We start from the raw sequence: 19,956 nt of genomic DNA, 5'->3' as shown, positions 1-19,956 counted from the left end.
CGACGCTTCCGCATCCTCAACATCGTCGACGACGTCACCAAGGAATGCCTGGGCGCCATTCCGGAGACGTCGATCTCGGGGCGGCGCGTGGCCCGCGAACTCACGGCAATCATCGAGCGACGCCGCAAGCCAGGAATGATCGTGTCCGACCATGGCACCGAGTTCACCTGCAACGCCATGCTGGCTTGGTGCAAGGACGCAGCCATCGATTGGCACTTCATCGCACCGGGAAAGCCCATGCAGAATGGCTTCGTCGAGAGTTTCAACGGCCGGATGCGCGATGAGCTACTCAACGAGACTCTGTTCTTCGATCTCGACGACGCCCGCACCAAGATCACCAAGTGGGTCGCCGACTACAATCACCAGCGTCCACACTCGTCGTTGAAATACCTGACCCCCGCGGCCTACGCCGCCCACCTCACCGGCAACGGACGATCGGCTGCGCAACCCCGACCAGCTCCGCCGATCGTCCGTTGCTCCACCCGCGCCACTTGGCGTACAAAACTCCGAGACTCTAACTGCCGCTGGATGAAAATTCAGTGGCAGGTCAACCGGCCTATCGCCCCAAATCGATTCCGCGGCCTCTTGACGCTGATACACAGATCCTTGCTCCCCGGCACAGTATTCCTCACCAGAGTAGGTAGCTTTTTGGTTCAAATTAATGAGGTACAGCTTCGGACCTCCGTGTAGTCAATGACGGCGCTCATCACGATAGTACAAGGTACAGCAATGGCACGCGTTGTAACTCGTTGCGCGTCTCTCGCTTCCTTCGAGCAAACGACAAACGCCCATGAATGAAATGGCAACCAAAACGGTCAATACGAGCCGCACCGAGTCATTGGCTGCGACCTCGTTTGCTCGGCTACAGATTGTTGCGAATGAGGAGCTACGCGTTGCTACGATCGAACGCCCCTTGATAGTCCCCGCCCGATCATCGATGGATTCTTCATTCATTGCGGATCGGCCGAGATTGAGGATTTCCGCGCGGGACCCTGGCTCTCGAGATCAGCACTTGGCGTGCGCTGCTAATTGGAACGGTCGTGCTCGCGTTGGCAGACTTGGTTTATCTCCCTGACACCTCAAGGTTTCCGATGATGCCCCCTATAAAATCAACACAAAACCCGCTGCGAGAGCGTGTCGCGAATGCGCTGCGCCAGATCGAGGCGCTAGAAGCCGCATATGAGACCATCACGGTCGGACAGCTGATTGAACGGCGCGCGAGAACGCACGGCTCAACCATCGCAATTGACGTCTTCGATCGCGGCGAGCGCGCGACCTACTCCGAGATGGATCGATGGTCTAACAAGTATGCACATGCGCTGCGTGCATTCGGCGTGAGCAAGGGCGATCGCATTGGGGTGATGCTGCCCAATCGCATCGAATTCCCGATCCTTTGGTTCGCGATAGCGAAGCTGGGTGCGGTAACCGTCCCAATCAACATGCGTTATACGCCTCGGGAGATCGAATACGTTCTCAGCGATACACAGGCCAAGTTCGCCGTCGTCGACGAATCCGCATGGTCAGTATTCTCAGCGATGGACCCTTGGCCTGTCGACCTCGCCACCGAGCGAGCAATTCGCGTCGGAGAGGATTCGGATGGGACAGCCACTCCCTTAAATGAGTTGCTCCGAGGCGTCAGCGACTCTCCTATCGAGGAGGACATCCGTCCCGACGATCTGTTGAATATTCAATATACCTCGGGAACTACGGGCTTTCCCAAGGGCTGCATGCTGACGCACGACCACTGGGGCGTGTTCTCGTACCAGGCGACCTGCTGGGAGCAACCGTACCAGAGGTACCTGTCTGCGCAGCCATTCTTCTATATCGATCCGCCAGGGCATCTTTTGAAGTCGTATAGGCAGGGCGGCACACTCTACCTGGCTCCGCAGCTGAGCTCGACGCGCTTCATCAGTTGGGTCAAGCAGTGCCGCATCGAGTGGTGTCAGGTTCCCGAGCTGATAGCGCGACGGGCCGAGGCAGTCGACGAGGATGGGACGACATGCCTGAAGCAGACCCTGAATTGGGGCTGGAACCCGGATACCGTACGCCAATTCCGGAAGCGGTTTCGAGCGCATACGCAGGATGCTTACGGGATGACCGAAATCGGCTTCGCCACGCGAATGACGAACGAGTTCGATGAGCGGGCCTACTCGGGTTCAGTGGGGATTCGCTCGCCGTTTCGAGAGCTGCGGCTAATGAACGATGATGGCAGTCCGACGGATGTCGGCGACGTCGGCGAGCTCTGGGTGAGGGGACGCGGAATCTTGAAGGGCTATTGGAATAAGCCGGAAGCAAATGCCGCCTTATTTGAAGGCGAATGGTTCAAAACCGGTGATCTGATGCGTCGCGATGAACTCGGCTTTTATTGGCTCGTGGGACGCACGAAAGACATGATCCGTCGCTCGAGTGAGAACATCGCTGCACGCGAGGTGGAGGCGGTCATCCGCGAGATTCCCGAAATTGTCGATGTGGCCGCCTTGCCCGTTCCCGATTTGAAACGCGGCGAGGAAGTCAAGATCTGCGTCGAACTGAGGGAAGGCAACACGCCGGGCAATCAGGCCGCGGAGCGCATTCTTGAGCATGCCCGTGCGCGTCTTGCGGTGTTCAAAGTGCCGCGGTACATTGCCTTTACCCCGGCGCTTCCTAGAGCCGCCACTAGCAATAAAGTCCTCAAACGTGAGCTGATGGCGGTGAACGACCCGATCGCCGGCGCCTACGACGCTGAGGAGAAGCGCTGGCGCTGAACCCGATTTGTACAAGGATAGTTGATCCCGTGCGATTTTTCGCAAGCCGCTCATTTTGGCGGCTGCGACCGCGGGTCGCTTGCGAGATGAGAAGTAAGGACCTCTGAGGATGATTCATCCACCACAATGTTACAGGCCGGCCGGAGCTTGAGGCTGCGTTCGAGCAACCGCTCTGGCGCGCCGCACAATTCCGATCTAAAGGGCAGCGCCAGCATGGATACAAACTCTACCTTCCACGCGCCCTAGTCGAATGCATCGGCAAGGGCAAGGCCTCGGCAATTGATGAGGTTTGGCGTCAACGCCTCGATCATCGCCACTCCAGGGGGGTGGTCCTGTCCTGCACGCCAAGGCGCTGCCGGGCAAGCCATACGAGGGCAGACGCTCAGTCACTGCGCGTTCCAGCCGATCGTTTCCAGCCTATCGTGATCGCTATTTCCAGCGATCATGATCGGGGACAACCAGGAGCCGCGCACCGCTGGCAGTCTGCAACTGGGGTAGGTCGGTCTTTTGCCCAATAGCAGAGAATCGAGATGCCGACAGAGAGACTGTCCATGCGCCACATTCGCGAAGTTCTACGCCTGCACTACGGGGCATGTCGCACACGCCGTTGCCCGGTAAGCAAGTACGTGAACCGAGTCCGCCGCGCCGGTCTGACCTGGCCGTTGCCAACGGAGTTGGATGACGACGTCCAGCTCGAGAGCCGCTTGTATCCGCCGCCTTTCGACCCAGCGAGGAGTATCCGCAGCCGAATTGGGGGCTCATGCATCGCGAGCTGCAGCGCCGGAACGTCACGCTGATGCTGTTGTGGGAGGAGTATTGCGACGCAAACTCCAACAGCTTCAGCTATGCGTGGTTCTGGGAACGCTGCAGGAAATGGGCCGGCCATCTCAAGCCAACGCTGCGCCAGGTTCATGTCGCCGGCGGGAAGCTGTTCATGACTCTTCCGGCCACACCATGGAGGTGGTTGACGGGCTCACCGGTGAGCTGCGCAGTGCGCAGATCTACGTCGCCGTGCTCGGCGCCTGGAACTACACCTACGCCGAGGCCAACCTCAGCCAGAGCCTGCCGGACTGGATCGCCTCGCGTTCGGGCATTTGCGTATTTCGGCGGCGTGGCCCGGCAGACGGCGAGCGACAACCTGAAGGCCGGCATCACTCGGCGTGCTTTCACGAGCCGATGGTCAACTGGACCTATGCCGATCTCGCCCGCCATTACCGCACCGCCATCGTTCCGGCGCGGCCGTATCGCCCAACGGATAAAGCCAAGGTCGAAGTCGGGTCCAAATCGTCGGGCCATGGATTCTGGCGCGCCTGCGCAACAACCGCTTCTTCTCGCTCATCGCCCTCAACGAGGCAATCCACGCGCTCCCTTCGAGCTGAACGATCGATCTCTCCGGAGCTGGGGGCGAAGTCGGGAACTGTTCGAGGAGCTCGATCATCCGGCGCTCACCCCCTTCCCGGATGATCCGTACGAGTACGCCGAGTGGAAGCGCTGCCGGGTCAACCTCGATTATCACATGGAGATCGCCAAGCATTACTACAACGTCCCTCACTGTCTCGTACATCAGAAGGTTGAGGCTCGCATCACCCAAAAGACCGTCGAGATCTTCCTCCGTGGCAAGCGCGTGGCCTCGCATCTGCGCAGCACCTTGCCGCATCGCCCGACCACGATCGCGGAGCATATGCCCAGTCCGCATCGCCGATATCGCGACTGGACCCATGAGCGCATTCGTTCCGAAGCCACCAAGGTCGGTCCCGACGCCGACAACCTGATCCACGTCATCCTGCGGTCGCGGCCGCATCCGGAACAGGGCTTCCGCTCAGCGCTGGGGCTCGTCAAGCGCTATGGCCAGGAACGCGCCGACGCCGCTTGCGCACGTGCGCTGGTGCTCAACGCCCCTTCGTACAAATCGGTCGCTGCCATCCTCAAGAACGGCACTGACAGAACTCCTCCTCCCGCCCAGGCGGCGCCCATCCTCTTCCACGCCAACATCCGTGGCCACAGTTACTACAATAGATCAGGAGAAGATTAGCATGCTCATTCACCCCACCGTCGATCGCTTGCGGGCCCTCGGCCTTGCCGCCGTGGCCGATATCCTCGTCGAACTGCAGAACAATCCCGCGGCGGCCGAGATGCCGCACGCCGATTGGCTCGGCCTACTCGTCGATCGCGAGGTCACTGCCCGCAACAACCGCCGCCGTTACGCGCCGCTTGAGCAGCGCCATCGTACCGCCCGTGGTCTCGACCGTTCGCACTTCCAGATCCTCGCCACCTGGCAATGGATCCACGAGGCCAACCACCTGGTCATTGTCGGCCCAAACCGGTGCCGGCAAGTCCTGGCTTGCCTGTGCGCTCGGCAACAAAGCTTGCCGCGACGGCTTCTCCGTCCTCTATAAGCGGGCGCCCCGCCTGTTCGCAGATCTCACGCAGGCGCGCAGCGAGGGTCGTCGTCTGGCCCGCCGGATTGCCGCGCTGGAGCGCGTCAATCTCCTCATCCTCGACGACGGGGACCCGAACCGCTCACCGCCGACCAGGCGTCAGGCTGGCGAAAAGAAAAGCTCGTGAGCACCTCGCGCACGATCGTCCCGCCGGCCCACAGCCCCCCGCGCGTCGCTCCGTCGCTTGTGGGGGCACTTCGCGCCGCGCACGGGGCCCTCCCATGGACCGCCGCGGCGATCTCCAAACCAACCCGCCAGCCTTGACCAAGAGACGATTTCCAGCACACATAAATCCGTCAGTCGTGTTCGTCTCCGCACCTGATCACGATCACAGGAATCCGTGATCACCATCGCTGGAATGCGCAGTGACATCATCGAGGCCAGCGAGAGGCTTACCGGCTGCGGAATTGCAGCACACCATTGCGACGTTGGTCCTGGCCACAAAACGAGAAGCTCAGGCCGCGTCTTCTCTCCAGCCAGAAGCGTGGGGTCTTCAGGGAAATCAACCAGGCGCCGCTCAGCCATCGAACCCGTGATCGACCACGTGAACTCCGACGGCCCCCCTGTTGCCGCTATCTCTACAGCGCGAGAATGATGCCGCCAACATCATCCTTAGCGTTGTCCGTCGCACCTCCTTCTCGCTTCGCTGAGGCTTCTGATGCGCCGATCCTGACCGCTTCATACAACTGAATGCCACCCAAGCCGCGCTCAAATGGGCTTCTTGACCGGCAACTGCGAAAATCATGCGCTAGCTGCCGAAGGCGGTCCGCTGTCGGGCCAACGGCCATATAAATTCGGGACAACGGATGCGCTGCAAGTATCTGTGACACCGTCACCGCGCTGTCATCACCGCCGTCTTGGCTGGCTCTGGCCACAGCCTACAGCGGCTGATCTGGCGGAGCTCTTCCTGTTTCCAAAACCTCACCCAGCTGACCGTACTACCTAACCTCGTCCCTGGCTGACGTTTTCTTCACGGACGAAAAACTTAGTTGCCATTTTTGAGGAGGTCGTCTGGAGGTGCTGGGCGATTTCGGCTTCGCAACTCGGCCATCGGGTCGATCACGGATCTTGGGCCCCCCCTGTTCTTGGTAGTGTTACGGCTGCTCGATGAGCTTTACACTGCGGCCTCTGCAGACGACGAAGAGCTTCGAACGGTGTCGCTGTGGTCCCAAGACGCCCGTTGGTCCGGCTCGGCCGCTGCAGATGACTGGGCCCGACTAATGGTTTTTTATGAGGTTTCCGATGGCGTATGGTACCATTCTCTATGCGGCGGAAGATCGAGTCGCGTGGATCACTCTGAATCGGCCGAGCAAAGCGAATGCGTTGTCTCTGAAGCTCTGTGCCGAATTCCAAGATGCGCTCGCGTCAGCCGAGCGTAATCCGGACGTGCGTGTAATCGTGGTTAAGGGAGCGGGCGACCGAACATTTTCTGCTGGCTTTGACATGGACGAAGACAGATCAGAGGTCGGGCCGTCAAACCTGGACGATTGGGACTTGGATGATTGGACACGGTATTTCGATTTAGGCGTGAAGTTCATACATTCCGTGTTTAACTGCTCCAAGCCAGTTATTGCGATGATCAACGGCTATTGCTTAGCTGGGGCGTTGGACTTCGCCATCAGTTGTGACATCCGCTACTGCTCTGACGATTCGCGCTTCGGTGTCATCGAGACCCGAATGGGAATTGGCGACACGGAGCTGCCGATGATGTCGCACTTGATCGGTCAGCGTTGTCGCGAGCTGGTCTACACAGGAGATATGTTCGATGCCCAAGAGGCGTACCGACTCGGCGTGGTAAATCGTGTCTTCCCTAAGGATCGCCTTGAGGAAGAGGTCACGCTCGTCGCGAAACGGATGTCTCGGGTAGCACTGCCAGCGTTGGTGTGGAACAAGAAGGCACTCAACCATACACTCCTTGCGGCAGGACTCGATTCTGCTCTGCGATACAGTTTCGCCGTCGACTTGATCATTGGCAAATCGGACTCCGAGTTCAAACGCTTCCGCGAAATTCAAAAAAGTGAGGGTGCGAAGGCCGCATTCAAGTGGCGTAACGCGATCTTCGAACCGTTTGAATCCGAGACATCGGGGCTTTCCTCCCGTCCGGCATCCAAACAGGCCGCTAGGACTCAGAATGGGGTGGGTTGAATAGACTTGAACCAAATTGCTCAGCAACGCGGGTGCGAAGGGGACGAAAAGTGAGAGTGAGCGCCTGGCGGTAGCGAACGCTCTCTCGACAACGACTGAGTGGTGAAAAAAGCACAACGCTCAACTCAAATTCGTACTCGATCGCTTGTCCGCCGCCAAGCTTGAACAGGTTGCCGAAATTCTGGGTCCAGATCGGGTGCGCTTCGCACGCGATGGCGCCGCAGGCCGATCGAACCTCCGGCGGCTGAACGGTATTGCGAACGCAATCCGTCATTCATCGCCCGCGGGGCGCGCCTTCGTCACGCAACGGTCGGCTGACAAAGGCCGTATACTCCCCCTCATCGACGGCTCCGAGCAAAGATCGCTGGGCGAGGCGTGTCGAGATTCCGCTCTCTGTGAAGCATTAGCGCAAAAGGGCGTGAGCTTCGTCCGTGACGAGCACGTTAGCCGCGTGCCCCGGTCGACTGTCGTCGAGGTCGAGGTAGGGCACGTTGTCGCCAAGCTGGCCACCAAAGGCAACCATAAAACTACAGTGTATCACTCCAGCCGTGTCTGGTTAACTACGGCGACGTTGGAACTCCTACGACGTGCGGCATTATTTTAAGAGCGGGCTGCTGGCTGCATCTGTTTTCTCTCGCCGCGCAAGTCGCGGGAGGCATTCCGCGAGTGGCACGCCTATTGCTGTGACGAGGACTACCGCAACCAGGGCGTTTGCAGCGGCCCTGCCGCCAGGGGAAATTTGCTGTGGGCGGCTGAGATCTTCGCGTCGATCGGCGAGCGAATGATAGGGCTGGATTCGATGCGCCAGGAGCTGAAGCTTAGAGCGCTATGCTGAGAGGGCGAAGGTGATGCTTGAGACCTCCAACATCAATGAGAAGCTGCCACGGGCAGTCGGCCTACTCGGGGGCGGAGTTATTGGCAGCGGATGGGCGGCACGGTTCCTTCTCAACGGAGTGGATGTGCGGCTGTATGGTCCATCACCTGATGCGGTTGAGCGCGTCCAGAAGACGCTGGCAGACGCGCGGCGCGCGTATCGAGAGCTGACGCTGATGCCACTTCCGCCGGAAGGTTCGCTAACGGTGGTCGAGTCTGTCGCGGATGCCGTGCGCGGCGTGGACCTCGTGCAGGAATCCGCGCCGGAAAGCTTGGAGCTCAAGCAAGAGTTGCTCGCGGCCGCCAGCCGCGCGGCAGCGCACGGCACCCTGATCTGCTCTTCGACCTCGGGGTTTCGGCCGTCCTTGCTGCAGGCGGAGATGGATCGCCCCGAGCGCTTGCTCGTCGCGCGCCCGTCCCAACCTGTGTACTTGTTGCCGCTGATTGAGCTGTGCGCCGGAGAACGTACCGCCTCCGAGGCGCTTGAGCGGGCGACGACGATCTACGAGGCGATTGGGATGCACCCACTGGTGGTGCGCCAAGAGGTCGACGGGTTTATCGCAAACCGGCTGCAGGGTGCGATCTCGTGCGAGGCGCTGTGGCTGGTGCACGACGATGTAGCTACGCTGCAGGACATCGATGACGCTCTCCGCTACTCGTTGGCGCTGCGACATGCGACTATGGAGCCCTACCGCATGGCTGGCGGCCGGAAGGGCCTGCGGCAGAACATCGAGCAATGCGCATTGTGGCCGAGGTTAACCGAAACGCCTGACATCGACGGCGCGTTCCTGGGGAAGGCGGTCGAACAAGTGGATGCGTTAGTGAAGTCGGACCCCTTGGACGCTCCCGCGGTCCAGAAGCGCGATGATTTGATCGTGGCCCTGCTGCACGCGTTGCGTTCACAGGGCTACGGCCCAGGCGAAACGGTCGCTCGTTGGGAACGGTCCCTGCGCGACCGCACTCCCCCGCAGACCAACTGTTCCGGGCCGCTGCGGATGCCGACAGTGGAGATGCCGTCTCACTGGAGCGACTACAGCGGCCACATCAAACAGAGCCACTATCTTCAGCTCATCAGCAATGCTTCCGACGCCCTACTCCGTTCCATCGGCATCGACTGCGAGTACCGGTCAAACAGCGGCAATTATTATACAGCCGAGACGCACCTGACACATCTCCGGGAACTGCACGCCGGCGACCGCGTCCGGGTGCTCACGCAGGTGCTCGGCGTCGACGACAAGCGCCTTCATCTCTATCAAGCGATCACACGCGAGGGTGACGACAGGCCGGCGGCCACCGGCGAGCAAATGCTGATTCACGTGGACCCCACCAGCAGACGCAGCGCACCGGCAAAGGGCCGTGTGCGTGAGCAGTTGCTGGAGCTGGTGCGGCTGCACGCAAAACTGCCCCGCCCGGAGCGCGCCGGCGCAGGCATCGGGATGCGCTGAGCCGCAACCGGCCTCTGCCGCGCCGCGAAGCCGCAACGGGCAGTTCCGTCGCCAAACGCCCGCCTTGGAGCCAGAGAGGCTGAGAAGGCTTGTTTCTTGAACTTCGGCTAAAGGCCCGCTGGAACGTCCCCGCCGCTCAGATCGATCAGATCATTAGTCATTGATCACACCGCTTGTTGCTGCCCATACAGCCGCACGTCCACTCCGTTGAGGACAAGCCGCGCACCCACCCGCCGCCGATGACCCCGCCTCCCGGCAGTCCCGCCGCTCACGGCCGCTCCTCAGACATTGAGAGCGGACGCCGCGGATCCGTACAGGGAACATGCGCGAGCGTGTGCCGGAGTTTAGCGCAGCTGCACTCCGGGCTGCTCCGTCCGGAGCGCGCCGGCGCAAACGTCGGGCTGCGCTGACGTGAACTCACCGGCGGGTTCCGACATCTTGCCAAGATCGCAGAGAGCAAGACGCTCACCTAGTTTCGGAGAACTGAACACTTAGAGTGCCTTCCGCCCCCACTAGCACCAGCGCAATTCGCCGATGCGCCGGCGGAATACGGCCATCTGCTCGCAGTCAAATCCACCGGTGAGAACTGATGCCTAGCCGCGTGCCGCGTTCTGGCCGCAGGCCTACTCGCGATGATGAGTGCTGGGGCAGACAATTCAACTATCGACCTTGGTCGTTTCAAAGTGTCCTGCGTTCGTTACAATGCGACGACTATGATCGGTGTGTGGGCTTCAGATTCGAAAGCGATACAGGTCTGTCGGTGTTGTTGCCTCTTTCGAGGTGAGCGCGGGCTAGCATTAGCAATTCTCTCACCAAGAAGATTGTCATGGTGGACCTTCGCATTTGATGCTTGAGCCCCTTGAGTCGCCCGTTGCGCTATTCGCTCGATGTTGCACTCAGCAGCGCAAGCCGCTGTCACGCTGTCCGACCGGTTCGCTTGCCGGTCCAAAATGCGCCGAAAGATGACCCCGTCACGACAGCAGCCCACATTTGGAGACAGTACTTGCCAAACGTCGCATGGCCGAACGGCGCGAAGATCGCCGTCAATCTCACTTTCGATTTCGATGCGGAAACCTTATGGCTTGGACGCGCCCCGACCAATGTCGATCGTCCCGGCACGTTGTCGCAGGGTACCTACGGCGCCAAGATAGGCGTACCCAAGATCCTGGAACTCCTCGCCGACGAAGAGTTGTCGGCCACTTTCTTCGTGCCCGGCTGGGTCGTCGACAACAGAACTCCTATCGTCGAGAAGATTGTAAAAGCTAATCATGAAATCGGCCACCACGGCTATCTCCACAAATCAATTGATCCAAACAATCTGGAGATGGAGCTCGAGGAGCTTGAAAAGGGCATCGAATCGATCAAGCGCATCATCGGTGTTGCTCCCGTAGGCTATCGCGCTCCATCAGGAGAAACGAGTGCGAACCTAATCCGCCTGCTGACCGAACGTGGCTTCATCTACGATAGCACCATGCTGGATGATATCGAACCCTACCGCCACGTCTTGGAGGACGGAACCCCGGGCGTCCTCGAGTTGCCCTGGCACTGGAGCCTGGATGATGCACAATATCTTTTGACCAGCGTCAAGTCTCCCCGGCCGATGGCTACCAACGATCACGTGCTCTCGATTTGGAAGGCGGAATTCGACGAGGCTTATCTGTCGGGCGGCTACTTCAATCTCATCATGCATCCGCAATTGACGGGACGCCCCTCGCGCATCCGCATGCTGCGCGAATTCATCTCTTATATCAAAAAGTACGACAACGTCTGGTTCGCACGAAGCCGTGAGGTGGCGAATGCCTGGCTAAAGATTGCGAACACGCGGAGTGAAGGACCGATCGTCTCCCCGTTTCTACGACAGAACGAGAACGGGACTATTTCGCAGCGGTAAGTCGCGTGGAAGATGCCCTCGTAAGCGGTCCCTTCGTAATCGTTCCCCATGCCCTACTCTCGAAGAGATCCAATGTCTATGCGAGATCCGTGCCTTCGCCGTATGTCTTCGGCTCTCCCGACCTCCGAGTAATATCAGTCAGTCTGACTTCGACCCAGTCATCAGACCCCTCTCACCTCATCGGCTTGGCAGCTCCTATAAGCTTGCGCTTGAACCGGATGGATCCCCTTGTTCACGCGCTTCCTTTGGTTGCGTGCTGGCGGTACGAACCCCGGGAGCACCTCAGCCCGGTCGCGATGACGCGGCTTGCGATTCCGCCTTCCCCTTTGAGAGACAGGGTCGGCTACTCCGATCACGTTCGATTTTGGGGCTATCCTCCCGTTCACTTGATTCCGGCCTACAACCTCCCTGTCTACGCTTCGTAGCGGCCGTTACCGGACGTTACGCAAGACCGGTTCCCGGCTGCTCGTTAGGCTTTGCCGCGGCCGGCAGACCTCGACGCGCTTGCAAGGCGCAACCCTCACAGATCCGAGCGTGAAGCGTTGGCCGGTAGGCTGGTGGACTCTTGCCGTCGGCCTCTTATAGATCCCAGCGTGAGGCGCTCGCCCCACTGAGGCTCCCATCGGCGAACGAGCCGCGTCTACCGATCTTCCAGTATGCAAACATTCCGGGGCGTTCTCGAGATAGTTGCGAGAGGACGCAGCCGGGCGCGCCCGCTACATGACCTTGGAAACCGTCGCGCCCTTAAGCAATGATCCAACCGTCAGCCTTCGGGCAATCGCCGGCTGACGACCGGGCTCATGCCGGCGATCGCGGTAACCAGCCGCCAGATCCCCGGGGACGCGATCGCTCGCTAGTAAGGTTCAGCGTAAGCGTAGCTCTGAGGCCCATTTGATCGGCGCTTGACGTCTATTTTGAGCGCGTCGTGCGCCGGCGCGGCTTCCAACTGTCGGACAACGCATTAACAGCGGCCTCAAGCGCCTTCCGGTCGATGACGTTGGGATCGAACTGCTCCGGGCCCCAGAGGCGCATATGTTCGTGCTCCGGATGGGTGGGCTCGCTGATGGCGTCGAGGTATTCGGCATAGCCTGGCGCACCGCCGACATCTTCCGGAGGACAGCGGCCGGCGGCCTCGAGCAAGAACGGAAGTCCCTCCGTTGTCGTGTTGTCGAACCACTTTTCAAGCTTGATCACGTGATCCCAGCTGTCGCCGAAGTCGTAGAGATAATGGATTGTCTTCGCGCCGGTCTCCTGAACGATATTAGAGAGCCGCGTCTTGCGGGCATCGATGGGCTGAGGGCCAAAATCTCCATCGGGATCAGGGATACCCCAACGTCCTTCGCCGGCCAGGAACTCGAAGAGATGGCTGTTCGTCCAGCCAAACGCCGACTGAAGCGTCAGATGCAGCCGATCAAGGCGCAGTGTGAGTGGCACGACAAGGCATCGCATCACTTCCGGTCTCACATCCTTGAGGGTCACCTTGATCCGGACCGCGGTCTTGTTCAGGCTCATGCCGCCAGCCTCGGATCGTGTGCATGCATCGTGTAGATCGACGCCCAAGGGAGCAGTTCGTCCAGTCGCGCCGCAGGCCAACCATTGACGAGTTTGGCGAGAACATCAGCGAGCCAGTGCTCGGCACTGACGCCATTGAGTTTACAGGTCTCGATTAACGAAGCCAGAACTGCCCAATTCTCGGCGCCCTCGTCGCAACCGGCAAAAGAGAGTTCTTGGCGTTGAGCTTAATCGGCCGCATCGCACGCTCGACAGCATTCGTGTCCATCTCGATGCGCCCGTCATCAAGGTAGAGCGTCAGGCCGTCCCAATGACGCAGCGCGTAACGCAAGGCCTTCGCCGTGTCGCTCTTCTGTGCAAGGTGATCAAGCTTGGCCTCAAACCACTGCTTCAAGGCTGTAGCCAAAGGTCGCGCATGCACCTGCCTGCCAGCACGGCGCTCGGCATCCGATCGGCCGCGGAGCGCTTTCTCGACCGCGTAAAGCTGGGCGATGCGCTCAAGAGCCTCGCGGGCAACCGGAGCTGGCGCGGGAGCCGCCTCGCGCTCGATCTTCACAAACTGGCGCCTTAGATGCGCCCAGCAGAAGGCGAGCGTTCCGGACAAGGCGTCCGCACGCGTCTCTCGGGTCATGGTCTTGTAAGCCTGATAGCCGTCGCAGTGGATGATGCCGCGATAGCCCTCAAGCAGCCGCAAGCCATGAACGGCCCCACGGCCCGGTGCATAGGCGTAAACCACGCCAGGTGGGTCAGGTCCGGCCCAGGGCCTGTCATCGCGTGACAGCGCCCAGAAGTAGCCGGTTTTAGTCCTGCCACGTCCCGGATCCAACACCGGGGCGGGGGTCTCATCGACACAGAGCTTCGAAGAGGCGAGCAGAAGCTGGCGCAGACGATGCCACAAGGGCTTCAATTCCTGGGCGGCATAGCCGACCCAGAAGGCGAGCGTGGAACGGTCGATGGCGATACGGTGCGTCGCCAGCATCTGCGCCTGACGGTAAAGCGGCAAATGCCAATGATACTTGGCGTCGATCACATGCGTGACCAGTCGCTCGGTGGGCAATCCTCCTTTGATCAGCCGCTCGGGAGCTGCGTGCTGGAGGACGGCGCCATGACAGGCGCGGCAAGCCAGTTTGGGCCGGCGGGTCACGATCACTCGGTATTGCACCGGAACACGTCGAGCCTCTGACTCTCATCGCAACCAATCTCGACGAGATCACCTTTGCAGCACGGGCAGCAGGTTGCAGCCGGCAAGTTCTGGGATTGGCGCGATCCTCGGCTGCTTCGAGGGCCGCGACGGCCTCTTCGATGTCCTCCAGTACAAGCTGCAGCTGATCAGCGTCCAGCTTTTCCGAGGACCGGCCGAACTGCGCATCTTTTGCAAGCTTGAGCAACCGCTCGAGCCTGGCGCAGCGATCCAGCAGAGCCGCGGCAAAGACACGCAGCTCGACCGGATCGCTCGGCAGCTCATCAGGCAAATCACTCATTGGCCCAAGTCTGCCATGCTTCGCGCCCCGATGCAGCGAAGATTTGTATCGTTACGCAAGCGCTTTCGGCTGCGGGGTTCGAGGCGCGTGCATCCGCGTCCAATCCATGCCGGCCAGAAGCGCGGACAGCTGCGCGGCATTCATCCGCATCACGCCGGCTACGATGGGAGGCCATTTGAAGCCGCTGCCATCGAGCCGCTTCCAATACATCACAAGGCCGCTGCCATCCCAGACGACAATCTTCACCCGATCGGCGCGCTTCGCACGGAACACCACCGCCACGCCCGTCATAGGGTCATGGCCTAGCGTCTCCTTCGCCAACAGCGCCAAGCCCTCCGCACCTTTTCTGAAGTCCACAGGTTGCGTCGCCACGTAAATCATGAGGCTCGCGGGCGGCGTCAGCATGAACGTGTCCGCCGAAGCGCCAAGAACACATCACTCAACACAGCAAGGCCAGGCGTCCCTCGCACCTCCACTCGTGCCCCCTGGAGTTCAATCGTCACAACGGCTGCTTCCGGCGACCCGGCAGGCTCTGCGGCTGCCGCTAGTGCCGATTCCGATACCACCGGTACGAACGACAGCGTGTCCGCCGGAGCCGGCAGCACTAACTGGCCCAAACGCGCCCGGCGACGCCAGTCGTGCACCTGCTGGGGTCGGCACCCATGGCGACGCGCGACATCTGTGACAATCGCCCCCGGCTCAAGGCTTTCCGCGGCAATCTGTGCCTTCAAATCGTCCGGCCAGCGCTTTCGACCTGCGCCTGCGTACACTTCGATACGCGGCGATAACGGTCGTCTTATGTCGTCCGAATGGTCGTCCATTGTGAGCACCCTTGCAGAAGGTGACTCTTCTAGCGGTGCTCTCAGGACTGTGTACAAACATTCTCAAGGGCCTCCACGCCACGCTTACGGTTCAGCGAACCATTGACGATGTGATGAGATGTGTGCGGCTGCCATGGTAGGCAGGTTTGACATAAACGATCCCGCAAATCTGTCTGAGCTGATCGGTGCGCTTGGCGCACATGGCGAGACGAGCGCGAAAAGCCGTTTAGGCGGCCGCGAAAGCAGCTTGGAGATCTTGCAGAAAGGCCAGGCGGAGAGGATTTGCATCGGAAAAGATCGTGTCAAATTTTCGGTTTTGAGAACCCTCAAAACCGATCCTCGTAAACGGAGTGGTATTACCACCTCTCCTCAACACCGTGCCAGGGGCTCGAAGCCCATACTGTCTCAAAAGGCCCACGTCCACTCAACGCAGGGCACATTCTTCACGGACGATTGCTCACACCCGCCTGCGCGAACCGATTCGGCGGCAGCTTGAGACCAAGACTCTCTCTCAGAGTTTGCCTGGAATACCCGGTTCTAAATTTGCCTCGTCGGCGCAATTCGGGAACGACGAGATCAACAAAGTCCTTGAATCCGCCGGGAAGGGTCGCCGGGATAACGTTGAAACCGTCAGCCGCACGCTCGTCAAATGCTTCCACCATGGCGTCTGCGATTTCGTCCGGCGTCCCAACTACCATGAGATGGCCTTTGGTATCCGATATAAAGCGGATCAGTTGTCTCCAGGTGAACTTCTGGCGTGCCGCCATGTCGAGGTACAATTTCTGACGACTCTGTATGAAATTTGTCTGTGGTAAGGTCTCGGGGACCGCTGCGTCAAGGTCCAATGAACGCAACTCAGCGACAGACCCCAGCCCACGATTGGCTGCTCCTATTTGCGCATCGATGTGCTCATACGAATGTAGCCTTTCGAGTTTGTCAGATGCTTCTTGCTTAGTCCTCCCAACGATTGGGATAAGGCCTGGCATGACTAGCACCTGGTCGTCTTCCCGCCCGTGTGCGCGCGCTCTCTCCTTGAGAGTTGAGTAATATTTTTGACCGTACTCCAGGTAAGGCGCCGCGGTGAATACAACCTCACCGAATTCAGCAGCGAACTCTATTCCGGTATCGGATGCGCCGGCTTGAACCAATACGGGATACCCTTGCGGCGGCCTTGCGATGTTCAGCGGGCCTCTGACCGATAAGTTGTTCCCCCGGTGGTTAAGCAAATGCAGCTTCTTGATATCAGCGAAAATACCACTTCTTTTGTCGCGAATGAAGGCGTCGTCCTCCCATGAGTCCCAAAGACCCTTGACGACTTCGACGAATTCCCTCGCTCGAGCATAGCGCGCGCAATGATCTGGAAGTTCCCTTTCGCCGAAATTGGCGGCTTCCAGCTTAAACCCAGAGGTGACTATGTTCCATCCGGCACGTCCCCGCGATAGGTGGTCGAGCGAGGCAAACATGCGTGCAAGATGGTACGGCTGGTTATACGTGGTCGTCGCCGTCCCGACAAGGCCGACACATTCTGTTCTCGATGAAAGCGCCGACAAGAGAGTGATTGGCTCGAATCCATCGTTTCGGCTTGAACGAGCGATATGTGCATCGTCTAATTCAGATACACTTGGGGTATCGGCAAGAAATATCAAGTGAAATGCTGCACTCTCGGCGAGCGCCGCTAGAGCAGCATAATGGCCGACATCAACTCCACAATTCGCGGGCGCGCCCGGATCGCGCCATGCGCCTTCGTGATATCCTGCACCCCAAAGGAACAGTCCGAGCTTCATCTCATCATTGCGATGCATGCTGTATCTCCTTTAAGTTTGACGAGCTTCGGATCGCATTTTCAGCTGGCCTGTCGCTTGGCTTCGCGGAATAGGCGCGAGTGAACGCTTGATCGTAGTTCCAGAGATCTCGCCGAGCATGCCTTTGGACAAAGTCGCTCCGATAACCTCTCGTGGCAATGGTTGAAGAGCGTCCTGAAAACCAGCCAACACCATGACTTGCACCAAGCGTTCCAAGCATCCTCTAACCTCACCTTCTATCGAAGTCCGAGAAAGACTGTCGCAGAATCCGGACACACATTCGCGCCGAGATCCACTAGAACGTCGCCAGACCGGCGATGCGTTGTTCGCCTGCTCTAGTGGTTCACGATCGCTCGCATACAATTCTCGTCGGAAGGACAGAGTTTGCGTGGCAGCAGGTTGCAGCAATCAGAGCGATTGTAAGCCATAACAAACTCCGTGAAGGTGACCGCCCTTGCTTATCGAGCCGTAGATGGCCACACTTCTATACCTTGATCAATTGCTAGCATTGGTAGTTGACTGATTCGAAACTGTTAGTTCCCACAACTACTACCGACCTCTCGAACTTCGTTGATCGTCGCGATCGCTCGCCGATGTTATGCGTGCCGAACCGAGTTCGCCGATATCGCCGTCGTCTTCCTTGCCATGAGCCCCTCTCCGGTTCTGGTCGTGAGAGACTCCGCATGCATCGGAAAGCGGCTCATTCGTCGCCCGTGAAGTAACGCGAACAGCCTGAAGTTACGGGCTAATTCGAGGAATGCCGGCGATTGAGTTTGCCGGCAATCGCAATGGCGGGCCGATTTTCTTGCAAAATCGAATGAGGGATTCCGTCGAATCGGCGGCTGTAATTCTCTGCTCGTCAGTGCATGAGCGGAGGTTTGGATGCGGCCACGGGAGCGGCGCGAGATCGGCGAGCAGGATCTGTTTCGCTCCCGGCTCGATCAGATCATCGACATGAAGCATTCGCTGGTGACGCTGGCGCGCACGGTGGATTGGGGCTTCCTGGAGCGCGAGTTCGGAGCGGTCTATCCGGACGGCCCCGGCCAGCCGCCGCTGCCGACGCGCCTGATGGCGGGCCTCGCGATCCTCAAGCACGCCTATGACCTGTCCGACGAGGTGCTGTGCGAGCGCTGCAGGTATGAGCCGTCAAACTTTTTTCTCACATAAGACATCCTCCGTCGGCTGATCGTACGCCAGGATGGGAAACTCCAACAGCAGCGAAGAACTCGCTGAACCTTATATCCGGTCGGCTTCGATGGCCGGGCCAAAATCCCTCATTCAGGGAGGAGGAGTTTCCAGGATTACGGGACCAATCTATTACGGCGGCCGGCCGAAGCCGAGCCACGGGTTCTCGCGGTCACCGGTCCATCTTGGCCATGGCGAAGTGCGATCTTCGCTCTTTCTTGTTAGGCCTTCAGCTCCGCGTTGTCGGGCGCGAGACCCGTTTCGAGATATCGCCACAGGGCAATGATGAGTTTGCGGGCCATAGCAACGATGATGATGCGCCGAATCCGCCCCTTCAGGCCGTTCGTCCGCTCATGGAACCATCGAGCCAGAGTGCTCTGGGGCTGATATCTGAGTCACAACCACGTGAGTTCGATGCTAATCGTTCTCGCTCTCGGATTGCCATGCCACCACTTTGGAAAGGACTCGGCGTCAGGCCGAGGTAACTGCCCAAGCCGCGCCGATTTTTGAACCTGCGATAGAATACTTCCAGGAATTCTCGCTCGCGGTGCTGGCGTTTCGCGTCTTCCTCCTCGATTGATGGTGGCTGAACCACACTGCATACCTTCGGCTCGCCACGCCAGAAAGCCATAAGGACTCGGACGAGCTTTTCAGCATCGAGCCGGCCGGTTTTCGCGCGCCGAGCTTTGCGGCTGACGAGCAGGCTCCCCGCATCGATCACGTGATTTGTAACGCCGTGCGCATCGAGAACGCGATGGAGCCAAAATCCGTCATAGCCGGCCTCATAGCATGAAACCATCCGCGCAGGCTGTCCTGTTGCCCGCAAGACTTTGTCGAGGGTCCGATCGATGATCTCGATGAGCGATTGCACGGCTCCGCACGGAATACTCCGAAGCGAGATTTTGTCCGACAATGGCGTCAGCATCCCGACCAGCCCCTTAGCCTTGCTCAGTTCGATCGCCATGAAACAGGTGCTTTTAATCCTATCCGTTGTTTCGTGCGATAGTTGTCCATGGTCTTTCTCCGGATGTTTAGCGTCGGCAGCAGATGATAACCTCAAGCCGCCCCCACCTGCATAGGATCTATTATCAGTTCTTCTGCGGCGAGGAGTGTTTCCAGCACCGTCCGGTGTTCGATCGCTGTTGACGCGCTGGCGCAACCGGATGGGCGAGGAGCGCCTGAAAGCCCTGCTGCAGGAGAGCCTGTCGGTCGCCGTCAGGACCAAGGCGATCAAGCTGTCCGAGCTCTCCCGGGTGATCGTGGACACGACTGGTGCAGCCCAAGAGCGTGATGTTCCCGACCGACGCCAAGCTTCTGAACCGGGCGCGCGAGAAGCTGGTGCGGCTGGCGCAACTGATAGGCGTCGAGTTGCGCCAGTCCTATGCGAGGGTCGGCAAGTTCGCCCTGATCAAGCATCAGCGCTACGCCCATGCCAGCAGTTCAAGCGTGCCAGGCGTGCGCTGAAGACGTTGCGCACCTATCTCGGCCGGGTGATGCGCGACATCAGCCGCAAGATCGCGGGCGACGCCGCGCTCGAGGGGAGGTTTTCGAAGCTGCTATTGCTGGCGCGCCGCATCCACGAGCAGCAGCAGCGCCAGAGCGGGACGAAGGTCTATTCG

At 59.6% G+C, this 19,956-nt stretch carries 10 protein-coding genes and 7 pseudogenes; 11 read left to right on the top strand and 6 right to left on the bottom strand.

The annotated features are described in order from the left end of the window. From A5906_RS27230 to A5906_RS27200, 9 genes and pseudogenes are all read left to right on the top strand, one after another. A pseudogene (locus A5906_RS27230) lies at positions 1-532 on the top strand (integrase core domain-containing protein); the annotation flags it as partial. Positions 533-1,040: 508 nt separating this feature from the next. After that, a complete protein-coding gene (locus A5906_RS27225) occupies positions 1,041-2,744 on the top strand; it encodes a class I adenylate-forming enzyme family protein (RefSeq protein WP_245326928.1) in 1,704 nt (567 codons plus the stop codon). 116 nt (positions 2,745-2,860) lie between these two features. Next, positions 2,861-3,120, top strand: a pseudogene (locus A5906_RS45110) (IS5/IS1182 family transposase); the annotation flags it as partial. 154 nt (positions 3,121-3,274) lie between these two features. Further along, positions 3,275-4,776 (top strand): annotated as a pseudogene (istA, locus tag A5906_RS27220) (IS21 family transposase). A 1-nt stretch (position 4,777) separates the two neighbouring features. Beyond that, entirely contained in the window at positions 4,778-5,140 is a 363-nt protein-coding gene (locus A5906_RS45105) for an ATP-binding protein (RefSeq protein ID WP_245326930.1), read from the top strand. Then, entirely contained in the window at positions 5,052-5,309 is a 258-nt protein-coding gene (locus A5906_RS45100) for an ATP-binding protein (protein WP_245326927.1), read from the top strand. The genes A5906_RS45105 and A5906_RS45100 overlap by 89 nt, the downstream gene beginning before the upstream one ends. A gap of 1,115 nt (positions 5,310-6,424) precedes the next feature. Then, positions 6,425-7,327: an enoyl-CoA hydratase/isomerase family protein gene (locus A5906_RS27210; protein ID WP_161495438.1), complete on the top strand. Its 903-nt coding sequence runs from the start codon at positions 6,425-6,427 to the stop codon at positions 7,325-7,327. Between the two features lie 848 nt (positions 7,328-8,175). Next, positions 8,176-9,645, top strand: a complete 1,470-nt coding sequence (locus tag A5906_RS27205; RefSeq protein ID WP_080138331.1) for a 3-hydroxyacyl-CoA dehydrogenase NAD-binding domain-containing protein — start codon at positions 8,176-8,178, stop codon at positions 9,643-9,645. Positions 9,646-10,648: 1,003 nt separating this feature from the next. Beyond that, on the top strand, positions 10,649-11,536 hold the full coding sequence (locus tag A5906_RS27200; RefSeq protein WP_080138330.1) for a polysaccharide deacetylase family protein: 888 nt from the start codon (positions 10,649-10,651) through the stop codon (positions 11,534-11,536). A 909-nt stretch (positions 11,537-12,445) separates the two neighbouring features. On the opposite strand, the gene A5906_RS27195 is transcribed toward A5906_RS27200, so the two are convergent. The 5 genes and pseudogenes from A5906_RS27195 to A5906_RS27175 form a co-directional block, all read right to left on the bottom strand. Beyond that, on the bottom strand, positions 12,446-13,048 hold the full coding sequence (locus A5906_RS27195; RefSeq protein ID WP_080138329.1) for a plasmid pRiA4b ORF-3 family protein: 603 nt from the start codon (positions 13,046-13,048) through the stop codon (positions 12,446-12,448). Then, positions 13,045-14,529 (bottom strand): annotated as a pseudogene (tnpC, locus tag A5906_RS27190) (IS66 family transposase). Before tnpC ends, A5906_RS27195 begins: the two are co-directional and overlap by 4 nt. A gap of 51 nt (positions 14,530-14,580) precedes the next feature. After that, positions 14,581-14,934, bottom strand: coding sequence for an IS66 family insertion sequence element accessory protein TnpB (gene tnpB, locus A5906_RS27185; protein WP_080138328.1), 354 nt, complete (start codon positions 14,932-14,934; stop codon positions 14,581-14,583). Continuing rightward, positions 14,928-15,350: an IS66-like element accessory protein TnpA gene (gene tnpA / locus A5906_RS27180; protein WP_136615514.1), complete on the bottom strand. Its 423-nt coding sequence runs from the start codon at positions 15,348-15,350 to the stop codon at positions 14,928-14,930. Before tnpA ends, tnpB begins: the two co-directional genes overlap by 7 nt. A 443-nt stretch (positions 15,351-15,793) precedes the next feature. After that, positions 15,794-17,152 carry an LLM class flavin-dependent oxidoreductase gene (locus A5906_RS27175; protein ID WP_080138327.1) on the bottom strand — a complete coding sequence of 453 codons (1,359 nt, stop codon included), beginning with the start codon at positions 17,150-17,152 and terminating at the stop codon, positions 15,794-15,796. 882 nt (positions 17,153-18,034) lie between these two features. Between A5906_RS27175 and A5906_RS27170 the strand changes: the two are divergent. Further along, a pseudogene (locus tag A5906_RS27170) lies at positions 18,035-18,298 on the top strand (transposase); the annotation flags it as partial. A gap of 260 nt (positions 18,299-18,558) precedes the next feature. Here A5906_RS27170 and A5906_RS27165 read toward each other — a convergent pair. Further along, positions 18,559-19,301, bottom strand: a pseudogene (locus A5906_RS27165) (transposase). 119 nt (positions 19,302-19,420) lie between these two features. Here A5906_RS27165 and A5906_RS45095 point away from each other — a divergent pair. Continuing rightward, positions 19,421-19,956 (top strand): annotated as a pseudogene (locus A5906_RS45095) (transposase family protein); the annotation flags it as partial.

It is taken from the genome of Bradyrhizobium sacchari, assembly GCF_002068095.1.
Classification (GTDB): Bacteria; Pseudomonadota; Alphaproteobacteria; order Rhizobiales; family Xanthobacteraceae; genus Bradyrhizobium; species Bradyrhizobium sacchari.
This window is presented reverse-complemented; position numbering and strand designations above follow the sequence as displayed.

Bases quoted from the DNA above. Each gene is read 5' to 3' on its own strand.
- A5906_RS45105 (WP_245326930.1), top strand. From the start codon at position 4,778: ATGCTCATTCACCCCACCGTCGATCGCTTGCGGGCCCTCGGCCTTGCC.
- A5906_RS27210 (WP_161495438.1), top strand. From the start codon at position 6,425: ATGGCGTATGGTACCATTCTCTATGCGGCGGAAGATCGAGTCGCGTGG.
- A5906_RS27205 (WP_080138331.1), top strand. From the start codon at position 8,176: ATGCTTGAGACCTCCAACATCAATGAGAAGCTGCCACGGGCAGTCGGC.
- A5906_RS27195 (WP_080138329.1), bottom strand. From the start codon at position 13,048: ATGAGCCTGAACAAGACCGCGGTCCGGATCAAGGTGACCCTCAAGGAT.
- tnpB (WP_080138328.1), bottom strand. From the start codon at position 14,934: ATGCTGACGCCGCCCGCGAGCCTCATGATTTACGTGGCGACGCAACCT.
- tnpA (WP_136615514.1), bottom strand. From the start codon at position 15,350: ATGGACGACCATTCGGACGACATAAGACGACCGTTATCGCCGCGTATC.
- A5906_RS27175 (WP_080138327.1), bottom strand. From the start codon at position 17,152: ATGCATCGCAATGATGAGATGAAGCTCGGACTGTTCCTTTGGGGTGCA.